Raw genomic sequence first — 19592 nt, 5'->3', positions numbered from 1 at the left:
CGTTTGCTCCGATTACAGTTGGCGTGTGCCAGTACGAAGTTGTGACCCAAATCGATTGGATAACGACGCCAGGGGATGAAATGGTCTACCTCACCACTCCCGTGTATCGCCTTGTTACAGTAAAAACAGGTTCCCCCCTGCAAGTCCCTCAATACCTCTCCTACTCGCCCCAGCGCCTGACGGCTTGAACCAAATAGAAAATTCTCCAACCCCACACTGGGGCCAATCAGTGGCTGATTACCCTTGATGTCGCAGATAAGCTGTAACCAATGCTGTCGGGAGAGGGAGACCACCAGATCGTAAAAGCGGTGGAGACAGTAGAGAATGCCGGGGTTAAGGCAGATATGATCCGCGCCCCTTTGGTGCGGATAGAGGTGGCACTCCTCTCGCCCACCCAGGATCTGCAGACGCCACAAGGGTCCCTCAACAAGGATGCGCCGAACTCGGGCAAGAAGAGGCCGCCAGGCGTCGTGACGACGCAGTGCAGTTACCGAGCGGACCCCCTCTGCACGCAGCCGGGACAACTCCGTCAGCATGATGGCCTGACGACCGCTGCTCTGTTTGAGCAAGGTAGCCGTTTCTCCCGTCGCCGAGTAGGGCAGACTGTGCTGCCAATAAAGCTCCACAAACTTGGTGGCCAGTTCGTCCAGCGTAATATTGCGCGCCGCGGTCAGATCATGGGTCTCGGTACTGCGCTCAATCGCGATATCTGCAATCCCGTGAAGCAAGGCGCACTTGTAAGTGGCCACAAAATCGCCTTCGGTAAAGATGCGTTGCAGATAGGCAATAAAAGCGAGTTGTTGCTCAGGGGAGGCGTGCATGTTCGCCCCCAAGGATAAGACTCTGCCAACTCAAGCCGCTACGCGCCAAGGCATCCCCCTGTGGTTCTGACACATGGAGAAGTGTCATCCCCCCCTCCAATGCAAGCCGCTCCACTTCATCGACAGCTACCGGATACATGGCTCGCTCCCGCATCTCCTGCTCCGAAATAACCAGGCGCAGACTCAGTACCAGATAACCATCTGGTGAGAGCAGCTCATGAAGACGTGCCAGAGCCAAGGGACGAGACTTCGGGGGTAGATGCATCCAGACAGCACTGAGCAAAATCAGATCAAAAGTACCGGTCACGCGAGAGAGAGCCGGCATAGCATCATTGACCCACGTCACCGCAGCCTCACGGGTATGACATTGCCCCTGTAGAGCGAGTGCCTGACAGGGCTCGACAGCGACCACACAGTGGCCCCGATGGAGCCCGGCTAAAAACGCGGCATCACGACCACTGCCAGCCCCCACATCGAGCAACCTGCGCGGCGCAGCCAAAAGCCAAGGTTCCAGCAGAGTGAGCCAGTCGCCGTGAACAGCGCGAGCAGATACCTGCTGGTAACGGGTCGCCAATTCGGTGGCGTGGCGCTGGTAGTAATCGAGGGACACAATGCGTTCCGATTGGAGAAGGAAGGGAAATAGTCTCACAAGATCAGTGGGTTGACCATGACAAGGACGACACTTTCCAAACATGAGCCATTAAGGATGCAGGGACATTTACCAAAACGGGATGCCAGCCAAAAGAACTGAGACCAGAGGGCTCTGAATGATGCCACCGTTCAACATTTCGGGTAATATTCGGCCAACTCACTGATCTCTTGGCACTTATTATCGCCATGAGAGGTCAACGCCAGATGGAGATGGCTATTAATGAACTCGACTGATGTCGTGACCCTGTTTGGGGATGACAAGATTCTTTCCTTTGACCTTGAACTGACCCGGGATGAAAAACTCCGTCATCTGGGGGCGCTCCTGGCTGGTCGTGAACTCAATCTCAAGGGCCCGCAGGATCTCGCACTCAAGGAGTTAAATGCGCTGGCACAAGGGGCGGATGTGATCCTTGGTCACAATATTCTCGATTTTGATCTCCCCTGGTTGGCCAAACAGGCTGTACGCCCTCAGTTACTTCTCGAAAAGCCGGTAATAGATACCCTCTATCTATCTCCCCTTGCCTTTCCCAAAAACCCCTATCACCGCTTGGTCAAGGATTACAAACTGGTTCGGGATACCCTCAATGATCCGGTCGCGGATGCAAGGCTCGCATTGCAGATTTTCTCGGAACAGCTGATAGCACTACAAGCCTTACCCCTGTCCCAATTGCAGCTTTATCAATATCTGTTTGACCAGGGAGTCATAGCGCAATTTAACACTCAGGGTCTGTCACTGGTGTTTGCCAGACTGACAGGCCGCCCGCCAGTACGGGTCTCGGAGCTACCCACCCTTATCAAGAGCATTGCCCATGAGAAAGCGTGCCCCAATCAGCTCAACCGAGTAATTGGTGATGCCCTGCGTCAACCCATGCTGTTGTTACCATTGGCTTATGCCTGCGCCTGGTTGCCCGTGTCCGGCGGGAACTCCGTATTGCCCCCCTGGATTTGGCGCCGCTTCCCCCAGACCGCAGAAATCATTCACACAGTTCGTGAACGTCACTGCGGTCATGCTGACTGCAGCTATTGTCAGGAGAACCACGACGCACGCCGCCATCTGCAGCGAATTTTCGAGCTCGACAACTTTCGCAACCTGCCTGATGGGACACCATTGCAGAAGACCTTGATCGAGGAAGCCATGGCTGGCGTCGCACTGCTCGGCATACTCCCTACCAGCGGCGGCAAGTCGCTCTGCTACCAACTCCCGGCACTGGTGCGCAACCAGCGCAGTGGTGCGCTAACTGTGGTGATCTCCCCTCTGCAGGCACTGATGAAGGATCAGGTGGACAACCTTAAACACAAGGCCGGTATTGAAGGGGTTGCCGCTATCTCGGGGCTGCTGACGCTACCAGAGCGAGGCGCGATTCTTGAACAGATCCGCATGGGGGATATCGCCTTGCTCTATATCTCCCCCGAGCAGTTGCGCAACCGCACAGTCAAACAGGCAATACGGCAACGTCAGATCGGTGGCTGGGTATTTGACGAAGCTCACTGCCTGTCGAAATGGGGACATGATTTTCGCCCTGACTATCTCTACTGCGCCAAGGCCATCGCCACAATTGCCAAGGAACAGCAGGTCCCCATGCCTCCTGTCTTCTGCTATACCGCGACCGCCAAACCGGATGTGATTGAGGATATTTGCGCCCAGTTTCTCGATAAACAGCCCCGACCTCTTCTCAGACTGGAAGGCGGGGTTGAACGTACCAACCTCGAATATGCCGTCGTTGAGTGTCCCGGTCTCAATAAACAGGGCCATATCCTTAACCTGCTCGAGCAGTTCTTTGGTGAGGAAAAGCCCGGCTCCTGCGTTATCTATTGCGCAACCAAGCGCAGCGTGGACGAGCTGGCCGATTTCCTCGGTCAGCAACAATCCCTCCCTGTCTCGCGCTTTTACGCCCGAATGGACAGTGCACAGAAAAAAGCGACTCTCGAACAATTTATCAATGGCGAGATCCGGGTCATCTGTGCGACCAACGCCTTCGGGATGGGGATCGACAAGGATGATGTGCGTTTGGTGATCCATGCCGATATCCCCGGCTCTCTCGAAAACTATCTACAGGAAGCGGGACGAGCTGGCCGCGATACAACACAAGCCCACTGCGTATTGCTGTTTGATGAACAAGATATCGAGAAACAGTTTCAGCTCGAGGCCATGAGTGAAGTCAGCCTGCGCGATATCAAACAGATTCTGCGCGGAATAAGGCTCAGGGCCAGCAAAGGAGGCAAGCAGGATAACAACTCGCCACTGGTCGCCACCAGTGCAGAGCTCATCAACCAGCCAGAGGTAGAAACCAGCTTCGCTGCCGATGACAGCAATGCGGATACCAAAGTCAAGACAGCTATTGCCTGGCTCGAACGAGCGGGCTATCTGGAACGTAGTGACAACATCACTCAGGTATTTCAGGGGCGCCCTCTGTTTGCTTCCACAGAAGAGGCAATGAAAAGGGTAGACAGTCTGAAACTGGCTCCCAAGGCCAAAGCCATCTGGCAAGCTGTTATCCAGGCGCTGATGAGTGCTGCCGATGATGATGGTCTCAGTGCCGATGCCATTGCCGAAGAGGCAGGCCAATACATGGCAGACAAGGGAAGTGGTGTTCAGGCCAGTGAAGTGATGCGGGTACTCACCCAGATGGCGGATGTCGGTCTTCTCTCTCAGGGGATGTTACTGACTACCTGGCTTCGCCCCAAAGGAAGAGACAATGCCAGGGTGCTCTGCGGACAAGTACACAGTATTGAAAAGGCGATGCTGGACACCTTGCGTGAACAAGAGCCCGAACCTGATACAGGGCAAGGGCTGATCTTTAACATTCGACTGGTCAATCAGGCCATCAAAGATCTGGGGCATGAACGGTGTAACCCTGGCTTGCTGCGCAATTTGCTGACCAGCTGGGCCCAGGATGGTCGCTCGGGGGGCGAGAAAGGCTCCATTGATGTCAAATATCTCTCTCGGGATCTTTACCAACTCACCTTCAACCGAACCTGGTCCCAGATTGAGCAGACAATTGATCAACGCCATCGCGTCACTGGCGCCACCCTCGATTTTCTCTACACCCTGTTGGCAAGCAGCGAAGAGAGTGTCCAGCGCCAGGTGATGCTGTCATTTGCCCTGGAGCAACTGGTCAAATACCTGCGAGAAGACATGGATGTGGCTCAGCTCATGAACAAGCGGGAGGCAAGCAGCCAGCAGGAGTGGTTGCTCAAAGGGGCAGAGCGGGCACTGCTCTACCTGCATGAGCAACACGCCATCGTGCTGCAAAATGGTCTTGCAGTGTTCCGAAGCGCCATGACCCTCACTCTGACGGCTGAGCGGCAGCAACAATACAACAAGGCAGACTATCAGCCGCTTGAGCATCACTATCGCCAGAAGGTGATTCAGATCCATGTGATGAATGAATACGCCCGCATCAGCCTGGAACACTTCAAGAAAGCCAAAAAGCTGGTGACAGACTACTTCTCCATGGAAGCTGACAAGTTCCTCGGTCACTACTTCAAAGGGCGCAACAAAATCCTGGAGCTGGCGACCAGCGAACACTCCTGGAAGCGCATTGTCGAAGATCTTCACAACCGTGCCCAGGAGCAGATCGTTCAGGCACCGCCCGAGCAAAACTTGCTGGTACTGGCAGGCCCGGGTTCAGGCAAGAGCAAGGTGATTATCCACCGCTGCGCCTACCTGATGCGGGTCAAGCAAATCTCCCCATCGCGGATCATGTTGCTCTGTTACAACCATAATGCGGCGATGTCCCTGCGCCGACGCCTGACCGAGTTGCTGGGGCGTGACGGAGCACGGGTCTCGGTATTCACCTTTCACGGTCTCGCGATGAGCCTGACAGGCAATGCGGTGCAAAACCGGACATCCGACGATATCGACTTTACCACCATCATTGATGACGCTATCAAGCTGCTCCGGGGAGAGCAGAGCCAACTCGGTCTAGAGTTGGAAGAGCAGCGGGAAAAGCTGTTGGGGGGTCTGCAGTTCCTGCTCGTCGACGAGTACCAGGATATTGACGAACAGCAGTACCAACTGATCGCTGCACTGGTTGGAAAAAGCGAAGAGGATGAAGAAGCGCGACTGCACCTGATGGCAGTGGGCGATGACGACCAGTCTATCTACGCCTTCCGCGAAGCGAACGTCAGCTTTATCCGTCGCTTCGAGCAAGATTACAACGCCCAGACGCACTACCTGACCTGGAACTACCGCTCAACAAACCACATCATCGAAACGGCTAACCAGCTGATAGAACACAATCGGGATCGCATGAAGAGCTCGCACCCCATTGTGATCGATGAGCGGCGCAAGATGGAGGTACCGGGTGGCGCTTGGGAAGGGCTGGAGCCTGCGCGCGGTAAAGTCATCGTCCAATCCTGTACTGACGCTGCCCAACAGGCCGCTGAAATCGTCAGACACATCACCCTGATTCGTGAAAAAGATCCGACATGCCCACTGGAGTCTATCGCAGTACTGGCTCGCAATGGGTTGGATAAAGAAGAGCTGGCATGGGTACGTTCAGCACTCGCTGATGCTTCTATTCCCTGCAGATTTACCCTGGATCGAGAGCATGGCTTCCCGATACATCGCTGTCGCGAGATCTTGCGTTACCAGAACTGGTTACATCAACAAGGCCACGCACTCCTGACTGCGCAACAACTAGCTGATCCACTCCCTCCCCCTGATCAGGCAAACCGCTGGGAAACCTTGCTGTACGATCTTATTACCCAATGGCAGGAGAGTCAGGGAGAGCAAGCACTGTCGGCTCACTATTTCCTGCTGTTCCTTTACGAATATCTGAGCGAGCAGCGTCGCCAGATCCGCTTTGGCAAGGGCGTGCTCCTCAGCACGGTGCATGGCGTTAAAGGAGAGGAGTATCGCCATGTTTTGATCCTTGATGGCGGATGGCAACGCTGCGCAGAAAGCAATGCGAACAACATCGAGGAAGAGCGGCGACTCTTCTATGTTGCGATGACCCGAGCAATCCAACGGTTAGTGGTTATGTCCCGCGCTGACCAGCGGCATCCCCACCTTCCTCTCATTGCCGAACGTTGTTACAACGAGTCGAGCCAGGCCACCGCCCCTGTACGGCAACGCCGTTTTGCCATCATGGGTATGCGCCAACTGGATATCGGTTATGCAGGCCGTAGCAATGAAAACCACTCGATACACCAGAACCTGCGGCAATTACACGTCGGAGACGCAGTGCGTATTGATATCGACAAGCTTCAGAAACTGCATGTTTTCCATGGTCAAATACCCGTAGCTCGTCTCTCCCAAAGTGCTCATCAGACCTGGATGAATCAGTTTGCAACTATCCGGCACGCCAACGTCATCGCCATGATTGAGCGGAGCAAGGCACAGACAGACGATGCCTACCAGGAGCAAGTTCGAAGTGAACGATGGGAACTGCCCATTATCGAGCTGGAGTTATAAACGCCTGGGTGAGGAGTGGTCGATCACTCCCCCTGGCTCGTCACAACAACGGCATCATGTCGCGCCTATTGCGTTAACGTGAGCAATAACAACGCCAATAGATCCCCCTTGCTACCGGGATAGACAAGCACCGGATTACTCGCATCTCCTTAGCCAGACCTTTGGCAGAAAAAACACCAGGCGCCTCATCGCGCGGGGGACACAAAGGCCTTATGTTCAAGCTGCAATCCGAAGCCACCGGCTTGCAGCAGCACTCAGGCATGTCGTGGCCCAATATTGAGTAAATTGAAGTTGGCCGCTGCATTTTAATGCACTTACAATACGCCCCCAATTTTGTTGGATTCTTGTGATGCCCAGTCAATGTAATCGTCTCTTCCTGTTTCTCCTGCTACTGCTCTGGGGCGTGGCGGCGCACGCCATTACCAGTCTGAATGAAGACGAGTTTGATCTGTCTGAGCGCGCCTGGCTGTCATCACACCAGGAGCTGGTCATCGGCATGCCGATGATGGGTGATCCTCCATACAGCTATAAAGATGCAGACCAACGCTTTACCGGCCCAGTCCCCGACATTGCGCAGCAGATTGCCAGAACGCTCGGGTTGACCCTGCGCTTCAAGGTTTACCCCTCCTACGTGGATGCGCTGACCGGGCTTGACCACGGCGCAATCGACATGCTGGTGAACGACCAGCCAAGCGAACAGTGGCGCTCCAATATTGTCTCCCTCCCGTTTTTGCTCTCCATGCCGCGCGGCGTGCTGCTCAACAATGGCAAAACGAAGTTGTCACGACAGGATGCTCATGGTTTGCACTGGGTCTGTGTCACGGGAGTCAATGCTTGCAGTGAATTGAAAAAACTGGGATTTTCCCGTGTGACCGAGGCCGAGAGTCGCAGCGAAGCGGCCTTTATGCTCAAAAAGCGCATGGCTGACGCCTATCTTGCTGACATGCCGTCACTGGTGATGGTGAAAGATCAGCACTCCAAGGCTGGCTTCACCATTGCAACCCCGGAGTGGGTAAGCGGCACGTCTCTCTCCATCAATATGCACAAGAGCGACCCGGCACTGGTCAGCCTGGTGAGCAAGGCATTCAACGAGATACCGGTTGAAGATCGTCGTCATATGCTGGCAGCTACCACGACTAGCCAACATGCGGACTCAGGAGCGGTGAAGTCTGTGCAGTTTACCCCTGAGGAGCAGGAGTGGCTCAACCAGCATCCTGAGCTGACTTACGGCGTCTCTCCGGACTGGACCTCCATGAGCGAGTTCAATTACCGGGGCCGACTGGTCGGTTATGTGGCGGACCTGATGGCGCTGATGCAGCAAGTCTCCGGGCTGAAGTTCTCTCTGGTTCGCACCAATAGCTGGGGTGAAACCCAGAATCTGCTGAAGCTGCGGCAGATCGATTTTATTCCGGCCATCTCCCCCAACCACGACCGCGGCCAGTTTGCGCTGTTCACCCCCGGCTATCTGTTTGTCGATCGGGTAGTCATTGCCCCCAAACGCAGTGCCGATATCACCGATCTCTCACTGCTGCGAGGGAAACGGGTCGGCATGGTGCATGGCTCGCTGGATAAAGATCTACTGACCCACATCGGCGCCCATCCGGTAGAGGTCAACAATGACAACCGCTTGCTGGAGCTGCTGGACACGGGCGATGCCGACTACGTGATGGTCACCCTGCCATCCATCAACAAGCGGGTGAGCGAACGCTATCAGGTGGTCTATGCCGGCAAAGACTTGCGCCTGCCGGTCGCCATGGCCACGCGCAAAGATCCCATGCTGCAGCGGATCCTCACCAAGGTGCTCTATTCGATACCGCCGGAGGAGCTCAATAAAGTGGAGAAACGCTGGCTCTCCATGAGCGTGCAGGCCGGCATCAATAGCGAAACAGTGCTGTTCTGGTTCGCAATGGGTGGCGCGGCTGCCACCCTGCTGTTTGCCCTGTTCTGGGCCTGGAACCGTACCCTGAAACGGGAGATCGTGCAGCGTCAACGGGCCGAGAAGACACTCAATGAGCAGTTGGCGTTCGTCCAGACCCTGCTCGACTCCCTGCCCAATATGGTGGCATTGCGGGATCACGAGCATCAACTAACCCTCTGCAACCGGGCATACCGCGAGCTGTTTATCGGTGACGGATCCGCAGGAGATGGCTGGGGTTATATGACCGAGGATGAGCGGCAACAGATGCTGCGCGAGGAGCGTGCGGTCTGGGAAACCGGCCAGATCTTCGAAGGATCGGGTTATACCCAGCGCGAGGGGGATGTGCCCCTTCACGTGGTCTACGTCAAGTTGCCCTATCGCGGCGCAGACGGCGAGATTCAGGGAGTGCTGACGGTCTTGACCGATGTCAGCGCCCTCAAGGCCGCCGAAAACAAGGTGCGGGAAGTGGAGGGCAGACTGCGGGACATCACCGACAGCATGCCGGGTCTGGTCTATCAATATCTCTGGCAAGGGGCCGGCAAGGGGAAATTCCTCTATCTGTCCCAGGGGGCCAGCGACATTCTCGGGATGACCCACCAAGAGTTGATGGCAGCCGAGTCTGGCGGCGTGATCCTCGGCTTGAACGATGAGGCTATGGCAACCTTTATCGATAAGGTGGCCAAACATGCGCAAACCCTTGAGCCGCTCGATATGGAGGTGCTGGTGCCCTCTGTTCAGGGGGAGCGCTATATCCAGATCCGCGGCAACTTTGTGGCGCAACAGGGCCATGATCGCCTGCTCAACGGCGTAGTGCAGGACATCACCGCCATCAAGCAACAGGAGCATGAGCTGCGTGAGGCGCGCGCCGCGGCCGAGCAGGCGATGCAGGCTCGCAGCCGTTTCCTGGCCACCATGAGCCATGAGCTGAGAACCCCCATCTCGGGCATGCACGGCATGCTGGAGCTGCTGCGCATGAGCGAGCTCAATGATGACCAGCGCTATCTGCTACGCAATGTGGAGAGCTCGGCCAACCACCTGCTCTATCTGGTCAACGATATCCTCGACTTTTCCAAAATCGAGGCGGGTCAGCTGCACCTCAATCGCCAATCCTGCCGTCTGCAACCAGTGGTGTGCGACGTGATCCGCGGCCATGCCGCACTGGCCTACAGCAAGGGGCTGAAGGTCACGCTCCAGTGGGAGGATCAACTCCCCGACCTGGCCGATATCGATCCGGTCAGACTGGGCCAGGTGATTTCCAATCTGCTCAACAACGCGGTGAAGTTCACCGAGCAGGGCACCATTTCGATCCAGGTCAGCTATCAGGACCAGCAGCTGGTTATCGCGGTGACGGATACCGGCATCGGCATCGCCGAAGAGAAGCAAGCGCTGCTCTTTACCCCGTTCGAGCAGGTGGAATCCGATATCAATCGCCGCTTTGGTGGCACCGGTCTGGGCCTGGCCATCTGTGAGCAGTTGGTGAAGAAGATGGGCGGTACCCTGACGGTCAAGAGCCAGCTCGGTGAAGGGGCCTGTTTCCGCTTCAGCATCCCGCTGCTCAATGGCCTGTGGGAACCACCCGCACTGGCGGGCAGCGAATGGTGGTGGCTGGGTAGCGATGCCGCCTTGCAGGCCACCATGGCACGGCTCGGCGCCCGGTTGACCCCCCTCGAGATCCACCAGCTCACCGCCGATCTCGACGGCCTGCTGTTGGCGGAAGAGGCCGCGCTGGAGTCCAGCATGGGGAGCGATTGGCACACCTTGCTGCAGTCCGGCACTCTCAAGGGGGTCATCCTCTCCCCCCGCGAAGCGTTGCGGGGGCGCATGGGCTCGGAGAACTGGTGGCGCCTCGGCCAATCCCCCCTCTATCCGGATCTGTTGCTCGAAAGCTGCCGCGAACTGATCACCGGGCGAGCCGTGACCACCCATGCCGCCAGCATCGAGAAACTGGGCGGGCGGGTGCTGGTCGCCGATGACCATCTGGTCAATCGCGCCCTGCTGACTCGTCAGCTGGCGATTCTGGGAGTGGAGTGCGAGGTAGTGGAAGATGGCGAGAAGGCGTTGCGCGCCTGGCAAACCCGGAATTTCGCCCTGCTGATCACCGACTGCCACATGCCGCACATGGATGGCTACACCCTGACCCGCCACCTGCGGGAACAAGGGGAGCAAGCCCCCATCATCGGCGTCACTGCCGATACCTCGGAGGAAGCGGCAGCCAATATGACGGCAGCCGGCATGAATGACATGCTGTGCAAACCCTATTCGCTGGAGTCACTGCGCCAGATGCTGCTGCGGTGGTTGCCCGCGACTACGATCACAGAGAGAGTGCCCGCACGACAGGCCATCAATCTCGACATGATCGGTCGCTGGCAAGATCTGTTTGGCGATGAAGGGATTGCCAAAAGCATGGCAAGGGAGTATCTGGCCTCCAACCGGAAAGATTGCCACGCTATGATGAGCGCACTCTCCTCCGATGATAGCCAGGAGCTGGTGGAGATCGCCCACCGCATCAAAGGGGCAGCCAGAATGGTCGGGGAGCTCTCCCTGGCCGAGCAGGCGGCGCAACTGGAATCGGCGGCCCGCCTCAAACAGTTGAGCGAGCTCGCGCTGCTGACACAGAGAGTGGAAGAACAGATGAACAATATTGAACGTGAAATGGGATTGTGGCTCGATGAGTAGAACGGCAGACGAGTTGGTCATCATGGTGGTCGAGGATCACGGGTTTCAACGCAAGACCCTGATGCACCAGATCCGGGCGCTCGGTTATCAGCAACTGCTGGAGGCCGCAGACGGCATCGAAGCCCTGACGCTGTGCCAGAGCCACACTGTCGACATCCTGTTCTGCGATCTGCGGATGCCCGGCATGGATGGCATGGCGCTGCTGCGCCGCCTCTCGCTGGGTGGCTTTCGGGGCGGCATAATCCTCTCCAGCGCGCTGGAAGATGACGTGGTGGAGGCCGTGCTGCGCATGAGCGCGGCCTATGGTCTCCATGTGCTGGGTCGCATCGAGAAACCCTCCAGCCCGCAGCGGCTGCGCCAGTTGATCGACTCCTGGGCACCCAAGTCGGCCCCGTCCGGCAAAGAGGATGGTCTCACCCTCTCGGTGGACGAGCTCAAACACGCCCTCGACAACGACCAGTTGCTGCCCTGGTATCAACCCAAGGTCGGCTTTGCGTCCGGCCAGTGGGTGGGGATGGAGGCGCTGGCCCGCTGGCAGCATCCGGAATACGGGCTGATCTCCCCCGGCATGTTTATCCCGCTGGCGGAAAATAACGGTCTTATCGATCAGCTGACCGATGTCATCATCAACAAGTCGCTGCAGGATTGCCATCTGTGGGGGCAGACCGGCCTATCCCTCAATCTGTCGATGAATCTCTCAACCACCTCGCTGATCGAGGGAGATCTCTGCCACTTCCTGATCAACCAGTGCCAGCGCTGGGGCGTCAATCCCGAGCTGATTACCCTGGAGGTGACCGAAAGCTCGTTTGTCGAGGATATCGGCAAGGCACTGGAGGTGCTGACACGACTGCGGATGCACGGCTTTGGCCTCTCCATCGATGACTTCGGCACCGGCTACTCCTCGATGCAGCAGCTGGCGCTGCTGCCGTTTACCGAGCTCAAACTTGATCGATCTTTTGTCGATCGCTGCTATGCCGATCCCTCCCGTCTGGCCATTATCGAATCGAGCATCGAGCTGGCCCGCAAGCTGGGGCTGAAATCAGTCGCCGAAGGGGTGGAAGATGTGCAGACCTGGCAACTGCTGGCCAAGCTGGGGTGCGATATCTGTCAGGGCTTTTTTACCGCCCGCCCGATGCCGCGCAGCGAACTGCAGCACTGGCACCAGATCTGGCAAGCCCGGCTGCCGACCCTGATATCCGGCTGATCTCCCGCGACCAACCCTTCGGGCCAACAGGGCTCCGACCGGCAACGTGAATGGCCGCCTTGGAAAAGGTGGCCATTTTCTTTATCTAGGACTCGCCACTCACGCATGCCCGCCCCTTCTCCAGCAACCGTCTATCCAGCCGAGTGCCTTCAGCAAAGCCACCATTTATGCAAAATAAGTTGCATCACAAATGGTGCTACTGACGGATAACACCTATCGCGAGCGAGAGCAGCCTCTCTTCTCCCAGACGCATAAACTGACAATAAGACAATGAATCGCCTGCTGTAACAGGAATGGTTCTCAACGATGCGCCGTGCCGATGAGGTAGACAAGACAACCTGAAATCGTTTTCCCTTTTGAACAATAAGCTGTCTAAAATCAAATAAAGTTGTAAATAATCTTTGTTATGGTGAGCGTATAGCAAGCGGCCTCCCTGTCGCTTCCCCTGCTGGCTCCGCCAGATGCAGCATTTTCTGCGCCTTGAAAGCGAGTTTATGACGCCATGATCACCATCACCCTCGATGGGGCTCAGTTGACGGTTGACCCGACCAGAACCCTGCTCCAGATAGCCAAACAGCACCAGACTGATATCCCCTCCCTGTGCGGTGACAACACCAGCGGCCCCAAGACACCCTGCAATCTCTGCGTGGTCGAGATTGCCGGTCTCGGCATCCGGCGCGCCTGCGAGACGCGCCCCGAGGCAGGGATGGTGATCACCAGCCAAAGCGATGCACTGCGCGCCCACCGCCAGCAGGCGCTCGGCCGCATCCTCGCAGATCACTACGCCGATTGCGAAGCCCCCTGCCAGCGCGCCTGTCCGGCCGGGGTGGACATTCAATCCTATCTGCATCACATCGCCATGGGGGATCACGAAGCGGCCATGGCCGTCATCAAGCAGACCCTGCCGATGCCCCTCTCCATCGGCCGGGTCTGCCCCGCCTTTTGTGAGGCACAGTGCCGCCGCGCCTTGGTAGATGAACCGCTGGCCATTCGTCAGCTCAAGCGTCACGCCGCCGATCTCGATCTGGCCGAGATTGCCCCCTATCAACCGGCAAAGAAGCCCGCCAAGGGCAAGCGGGTTGCCATTATCGGCAGCGGCCCGGGCGGCCTGACCTGCGGTTACTATCTGGGTTACGAGGGGTTCGAGGTCGATCTGTTCGAGGCAATGCCAGAAGCGGGTGGCTGGCTGCGCTACGGCATCCCCGAGTACCGGCTGCCCAAGGCGATCCTCGATCAGGAGATCGACCTGATGTGCCAGAGCGGCATGCGGATCCACACCCAGCAGCGACTGGGCCACCAGATCACCCTCTCGGCACTGTGCCGCGACTATGATGCGGTCTGTCTGGCAGTCGGCGCTTCCAAGGCGGTGCCGATGGATTACCCCGGCAGCACCCTGGCGGGTTGTTATCTCGGGGTCGATTACCTCAAGGATCGGATGCTGGCCAAGCGGCTCACCACCGGCAAGAGGGTTGCGGTGATCGGGGGTGGTAATACCGCGATCGACTGCGCCCGCACGGCGGTCAGGCTGGGCGCTGAAACCACCCTTATCTATCGCCGCACCCGCGCCGAGATGCCCGCCGAAGCGTATGAGATCGACGAAGCGGAGCACGAAGGGGTGCGCTTTTTGATGCTCACCAATCCGGTGGAGAATCTGGCCGATGAGGCTGGTCGCGTCTGTCAGGTGCGTCTCGAGAAGATGGCCCTCGGCGAGCCGGACGCCTCCGGTCGCCGCCGCCCCGAGCCCACCGGCGAGTACCTCATTGAAGAGTTCGATACCGTGATTGCGGCAGTGTCGCAGCAGCCGGATCTGAGCTTTATGGAAGGGGAGCCCCTCACCCTCCCCTTCACCCGCTGGCAGACGCTGGAGTCCCACCCCGAGACCATGCACAGCGGCCACGGCAACCTGTTCGCCATCGGCGATCTGCGCCGCGGGCCTGCGACCGCCATCGAGGCGGTTGCCGATGGTCGCAAGGCCGCGCTGGCCATCGATCAGTTCCTTCACGGTGACATGATCGATCCGGTTCGTCCTTTCAACGCCAGCAAGGCTCCCACACTCAAGCAGGTCGATCCCGCCCAGTTTGCTCACCTGAAAAAAGTCGCCCGCAGCATCATGCCTCATCTGGCAGAGAAGGATCGCGAGTGCAGCTTTGCCGAGGTGGAGCGCGGGCTGAGTGATGTCGATGCCCGCAACGAAGCCAGCCGCTGCCTCGAGTGTGGCTGTCAGGCCAACACCAATTGTGCACTGCGCGACTACGCCACCGAATACAAGGTCGAGCAGAGCGCTCTCGACACCAGCCAGTGCCAGAAGTTTGCAGTGGATAACAGCAGCGAATTTATCGTCTTTGATGCCAACCGCTGCATCGGCTGCGGCCAGTGCGTGCAGACCTGTGGTGAGCAAGCGGTGCAGGGGGTGCTGCGCTTTGCCAAGAACAGCGATGGCCCCCTCTCGAACCGGCCGCAGTTCGACACGGGACTCTCGATGGGCGACTCCCACTGCGTGCAGTGCGGCGCCTGCGTACAGGTCTGCCCCACCGGGGCCCTGGTAGATGCCCGCGACAAGTCGCAGGGGCGCACCGAACTGCTCACGCTGGTCAATACCATCTGCACCTACTGCGGGGTCGGCTGCGGTGTCACCCTCTACGTCGATGAGGCGAGCAACCGCATCCGCTATGTGGAGGGGAATCGCAACTCACCGGTCAATCAGGGGCTGCTCTGCGTCAAAGGTCGCTTCGGTTTTGACTTTATCCAGAGCGAGGAGCGCCTCACCACACCGCTTGTCCGCAAGGATGGCAAGCTGGTGCCCGCCAGCTGGCAAGATGCCATTGAGTTGGTTGCAGAACGCTTCACCGCCCTGCGCCAACGCTATGGCAGCGATGCGCTGGCGGGTTTCTCGTCGGCCAAAACCACCAACGAAGAGAACTACCTGTTTCAGAAGTTCATGCGCCGGGAGCTTGGTACCAACAACGTGGATCACTGCGCGCGGCTCTGCCACGCCTCCACCGTCACCGGGCTGGAAGCGTCACTTGGCAGCGGCGCCATGACCAACGACATCCCGAGCATCGATCACTCGGATCTCATCTTCATCATCGGCTCCGACACATCGGCAGCCCACCCCATCATCGGATCCCATATCAAGCGGGCCGTCACCATGGGCAAGGCGCGGCTGGTAGTGGCCGATCCCAAGCGGATCGAGATGGCGGACCATGCCAGCCTCTATCTGGCCCACCGCCCCGGCACCGACGTGATGCTGCTCAACGGCCTGATGCAGCAGATCATCCAGAACAACTGGCACGACAAGGCCTATATTGCCGATCGGGTGGAAGGGTTCGAGGTGCTGCAAGCCGAGGTGCTCTCCCCCGCCTATGCACCGGACAAGGTTGCCCTCGTCACCGGCGTACCGGCCGAGCAGGTGATCGAGCTCGCGCGCCTTATCGGCACCGCCGAACGCACTGCCATCTACTACTCCATGGGGATCACCCAGCACACCACCGGCCACGACAACGTGCGGGCCATCGCCAACCTGCAACTGCTGTGCGGCAACATCGGCATCGAAGGGGGCGGCATCAACCCGCTGCGGGGCCAGTCCAACGTGCAGGGGGCCTGTGACATGGGGGCGCTGCCCAACTGCCTCCCCGGCTATCAGAAGGTGGCCAACCCCGAGGTTCATGCCCGCTTCGCCGCCGCCTGGCAGCAACCAGAGTTGCCGCGTACGCCCGGCCTTACCCTCACCGAGACCATAGATGCCGCCTGTGCAGGCAGCATCAAGGGGCTCTATGTGATGGGGGAGAACCCGGTGCTGAGCGATCCGGATCAGCATCATGTCATCGAGGGGCTCAAGCAGCTGGAGTTTCTGGTGGTGCAGGATATCTTCCTCTCCGAAACTGCCCAGCTGGCCGATGTGGTGCTCCCCTCCTGCTCCTTTGCCGAGAAAAGCGGCAACTTCACCAACACCGAGCGGCGGGTGCAGCGCATCTCCCCCGCCCTCAAGGCACCGGGCGACGCGCGGGAGGACTGGTGGATCATCCAGCAGATTGCCAATGCAATGGGCGGCGACTGGCGCTATCAGAACGTCCAGGAGATCACCGCCGAGATCTGCCAAGTCACCCCGCAATACGCCGGCATCCAGTGGGATAAGGTGGGAGCGCAAGGGCTACAGTGGCCTTGCAACGATGCGGTGCCCGAAGGCACTCGCCTGCTCCACGGCGAGCAGTTCACCCGTGGCAAGGGGGAGATGGTCGCCACCCCATTCCGCTATGCCGCCGAACTGCCCGATGAGACCTATCCCATCGTGCTCACTACCGGCCGCCTGCTGGAGCAGTTTCACACCGGCACCATGACCCGCAAGACCAAGGGGCTCGACAAGCTGGCCGGGCCGCGGGTGATGATGAGCGTGGTGGATGCACAGCGGTTGGGCATCAGCAACAGCGAGCGGGTGAAAGTCACCAGCCGCCGCGGCCATATCGAACTGCCCGCCTTCGTCACCAAACGGATGCAGCCAGGAGTGGTCTTTATCCCGTTTCACTTTGCCGAAGCCCCCGCCAACCGGCTCACCATCAATGCCACCGACCCCCACGCCAAGATCCCCGAGTTCAAGGTAGCTGCGGTGCGCATCGACAAGCTGGAATCCCCGTCGCAAACTGGAGTGCTATCCATGCAGAAGGAGCCAGCCAAGCCAGACATCGAGGTTCCCTGAGGGGAATAGCAAAACCTGCGTAGCCGCCTGCCGGGAGGGTTGGACCGCTGCCCCTTCCCCTTTGGGGTTGCGATAGCAAAAGAGGGGGATGAGAAGGGTCACCAGCCAGAAAGCACAAAGGGTTAGCTTCGATAAGAAGCTAACCCTTTGTTTTATATGGTGCCGATAAGGGGAATCGAACTCCTGACCTTCGCATTACGAATGCGCTGCTCTACCAACTGAGCTATACCGGCTTGTTGCTCTCCACATTCATAAAAAATGACTGGCAAGTCAATTGAGCCAGCTCGATTTTATGAGTTGGCTCATGGTGTTAGAGCCCGATTTACAGATCGACAAACTCGGGGATATGGGCCCGGCCGCGGCTTTCGAGAAATTCGAGCAGGGCGCGGGGGGAGCGCACCAGGATCCGCTCTTGCGGGAAGCCCGCTTCGGTCACCAGACGGTGGCAATGGTCAAAATCGCCAAGAGTAAATGCCACGTGGGAATCGGAGCCGAAGGTGAGATAGGCCCCCAGATCTCGCGCGGCTTCGACTATAGCACGGCAGTTGCCTTCGCTGCCCGGGCGCGAGTGAATGAAGGAGGAGTTGTTGATCTCCAGCGCTACCCGATAGTCCGCCGCCGCCTTGACCACCGCCTGAATGTCGATGGGAAATGCGGGGTTGCCCGGGTGGCTGATCATATCGACCCGGCCGCACTTGATGGCGTTGATCATCGCCTGGGTGTGGGTAGCCTGATCGCAGGGAGGGAATACCTGCTCATGAAAACCCGCCATGATCATGTCGAGGCGCGACTCATAGCGCTCGGGAAAATCGATCTCCCCCTCCAGGTTTTTGATGTTGGCCTCGATACCCCGCAGGATCCCTACCCCATCCACCACTCTTGGCAATATCGGCAAGTTGGCAAAGTGCCAGACATGAGGGGCATCGGCCATCTCGGGCCCGTGATCCGTGGTGGCAAACAGCTTGATCCCCTTGGCCCTGGCTATCGGCAGATAGTCGTGGATGGTGCTGTAGGCATGGGTGCTGGCAATGGTGTGAGTGTGGGTATCGACCGGGTACTTCATCTTCTCTCCCCTCATATTTTGAAAGGGCAGCATAGCAAAGAGCGGCAGCTTGGGCCACGCCAGTGCTTGCCACACTTTGTCACAAAATACCGCGAAGCTGACATAGTCTGAGGGGCTCTGGCTGGCATACTGCCCCCGTCGATACATGCCTGAACTCGCATCGACAGTTTGCTGTCAGGATGACGCGAACTCACTTTCCCCACCGTCGCGCCCTGCGGCGGTTTTTTTTGCCTGCAAACCGCAAACCGGTAACAGACGCGCAAAAAAAAGGCCCAACTAGCATGGTGCAGGTTGGGCGAGACTTAATGTTTAATTGCAGTGGCATAGATATAGAGTCCTGCTATTTGACTAAGTTCCGCCCACTTTGCTTTTTTCATCGAAAAACATTCCGCTAACACTCATTCACATTCTCTTGACACTTCACGTTATGAAACGTACTTTTTAAACATTCGTTTAAGTGAGGTGTCCAGTGAGTAAAATCGATACCAAAAACCGTATTCTCGACGCCGCTGAAGTGCTGTTTGCCGAGCGGGGATTCGCCGATACCTCTTTGCGTCTGATCACCAGTGAAGCCGACGTTAATCTGGCGTCGGTGAACTATCACTTCGGCTCCAAGAAGGAGCTGATCCAGGCGGTACTCGACCGCTATCTGAGCCTGTTTATGCCCGATCTCGATGCGCGCCTGCGGGTACTGATGGAGCAGGAGCAGCTGACCCTGCTGCAACTGTTTGAAAGTTTTGTCGAGCCGCTGATGAAGCTCTCGGCAGTGCGGGCCAACGGCCCGGCCATCTTCATGCAGCTGCTTGGGCGCGGCTATATCGACAGCCAGGGCCACCTGCGCCGCTTTATCACCGCCCACTATGGCCCCATTTTGCAGCGGATCACCCAGGCCATCTCCAAGGCCAATCCGGCCCTGTCGCCGGCGGATCTCTTCTGGCGCCTGCACTTCACTCTGGGCACCGTCGTATTCACCATGGCCTCTGCCGATGCGCTGCGCGACATCGCCCTGGCCGACTTTGGCCAGCAGCTCGATGTGGAAGGGCTGGTGCGCAACGTTATTCCTTATCTGGCGTCCGGAGTCGGGGCGCCCGTGGAGTCGACCAGGCTCTCCCTGGCCGTGTAACAACCAACAATAAATCAACGGAAA

Annotated in this window: 8 protein-coding genes and 1 tRNA gene; 5 read left to right on the top strand and 4 right to left on the bottom strand. The window is 58.1% G+C overall.

The genetic code is table 11. From position 1 onward, the window contains the following. Positions 1-821, bottom strand: an 821-nt coding sequence (locus AB5Y86_RS10445) for an HNH endonuclease (protein WP_368192824.1), incomplete at its 3' end; no start/stop codon positions are given. Next, a complete protein-coding gene (locus AB5Y86_RS10440; protein ID WP_368192823.1) occupies positions 805-1431 on the bottom strand; it encodes a class I SAM-dependent methyltransferase in 627 nt (208 codons plus the stop codon). The genes AB5Y86_RS10440 and AB5Y86_RS10445, both read right to left, overlap by 17 nt. Positions 1432-1692: 261 nt before the next feature. Between AB5Y86_RS10440 and AB5Y86_RS10435 the strand changes: the two genes are divergently transcribed. The 4 genes from AB5Y86_RS10435 (at position 1693) to fdhF (ending at position 17382) form a co-directional block, all read left to right on the top strand. Continuing rightward, entirely contained in the window at positions 1693-6891 is a 5199-nt protein-coding gene (locus tag AB5Y86_RS10435; RefSeq protein WP_368192821.1) for a RecQ family ATP-dependent DNA helicase, read from the top strand. Positions 6892-7240: 349 nt separating this feature from the next. After that, positions 7241-11485 carry a transporter substrate-binding domain-containing protein gene (locus tag AB5Y86_RS10430; RefSeq protein ID WP_368192820.1) on the top strand — a complete coding sequence of 1415 codons (4245 nt, stop codon included), beginning with the start codon at positions 7241-7243 and terminating at the stop codon, positions 11483-11485. Beyond that, on the top strand, positions 11478-12689 hold the full coding sequence (locus AB5Y86_RS10425; RefSeq protein WP_368192819.1) for an EAL domain-containing protein: 1212 nt from the start codon (positions 11478-11480) through the stop codon (positions 12687-12689). The genes AB5Y86_RS10430 and AB5Y86_RS10425 overlap by 8 nt, the downstream gene beginning before the upstream one ends. Before the next feature lie 502 nt (positions 12690-13191). Further along, positions 13192-17382 (top strand): formate dehydrogenase subunit alpha, encoded by a 4191-nt coding sequence (gene fdhF, locus AB5Y86_RS10420; protein ID WP_368192818.1) that lies wholly within the window; start codon positions 13192-13194, stop codon positions 17380-17382. 157 nt (positions 17383-17539) lie between these two features. On the opposite strand, the gene AB5Y86_RS10415 is transcribed toward fdhF, so the two are convergent. Beyond that, positions 17540-17615 (bottom strand) — tRNA-Thr (locus AB5Y86_RS10415). Between the two features lie 89 nt (positions 17616-17704). Further along, a complete protein-coding gene (locus AB5Y86_RS10410) occupies positions 17705-18445 on the bottom strand; it encodes a phosphatase (protein WP_368192817.1) in 741 nt (246 codons plus the stop codon). 469 nt (positions 18446-18914) lie between these two features. Here AB5Y86_RS10410 and AB5Y86_RS10405 point away from each other — a divergent pair, with 469 nt between their 5' ends. Beyond that, positions 18915-19568 carry a TetR/AcrR family transcriptional regulator gene (locus AB5Y86_RS10405; RefSeq protein ID WP_005334507.1) on the top strand — a complete coding sequence of 218 codons (654 nt, stop codon included), beginning with the start codon at positions 18915-18917 and terminating at the stop codon, positions 19566-19568. Positions 19569-19592: the final 24 nt, after the last annotated feature.

Origin of the sequence: Aeromonas sp. s8 (genome assembly GCF_040907785.1) — a bacterium.
In the GTDB taxonomy this organism is placed as follows: domain Bacteria; phylum Pseudomonadota; class Gammaproteobacteria; order Enterobacterales; family Aeromonadaceae; genus Aeromonas; species Aeromonas veronii.
Note: the sequence above shows the minus strand (reverse complement) of the source record. Positions and strands in the feature narration are given on the sequence as shown.

Excerpts from the sequence above, each read along its gene's own strand:
- AB5Y86_RS10430 (WP_368192820.1), top strand. The coding sequence starts at position 7,241 with ATGCCCAGTCAATGTAATCGTCTCTTCCTGTTTCTCCTGCTACTGCTC.
- AB5Y86_RS10435 (WP_368192821.1), top strand. The coding sequence starts at position 1,693 with ATGAACTCGACTGATGTCGTGACCCTGTTTGGGGATGACAAGATTCTT.
- AB5Y86_RS10425 (WP_368192819.1), top strand. The coding sequence starts at position 11,478 with ATGAGTAGAACGGCAGACGAGTTGGTCATCATGGTGGTCGAGGATCAC.
- AB5Y86_RS10410 (WP_368192817.1), bottom strand. The coding sequence starts at position 18,445 with ATGAAGTACCCGGTCGATACCCACACTCACACCATTGCCAGCACCCAT.
- fdhF (WP_368192818.1), top strand. The coding sequence starts at position 13,192 with ATGATCACCATCACCCTCGATGGGGCTCAGTTGACGGTTGACCCGACC.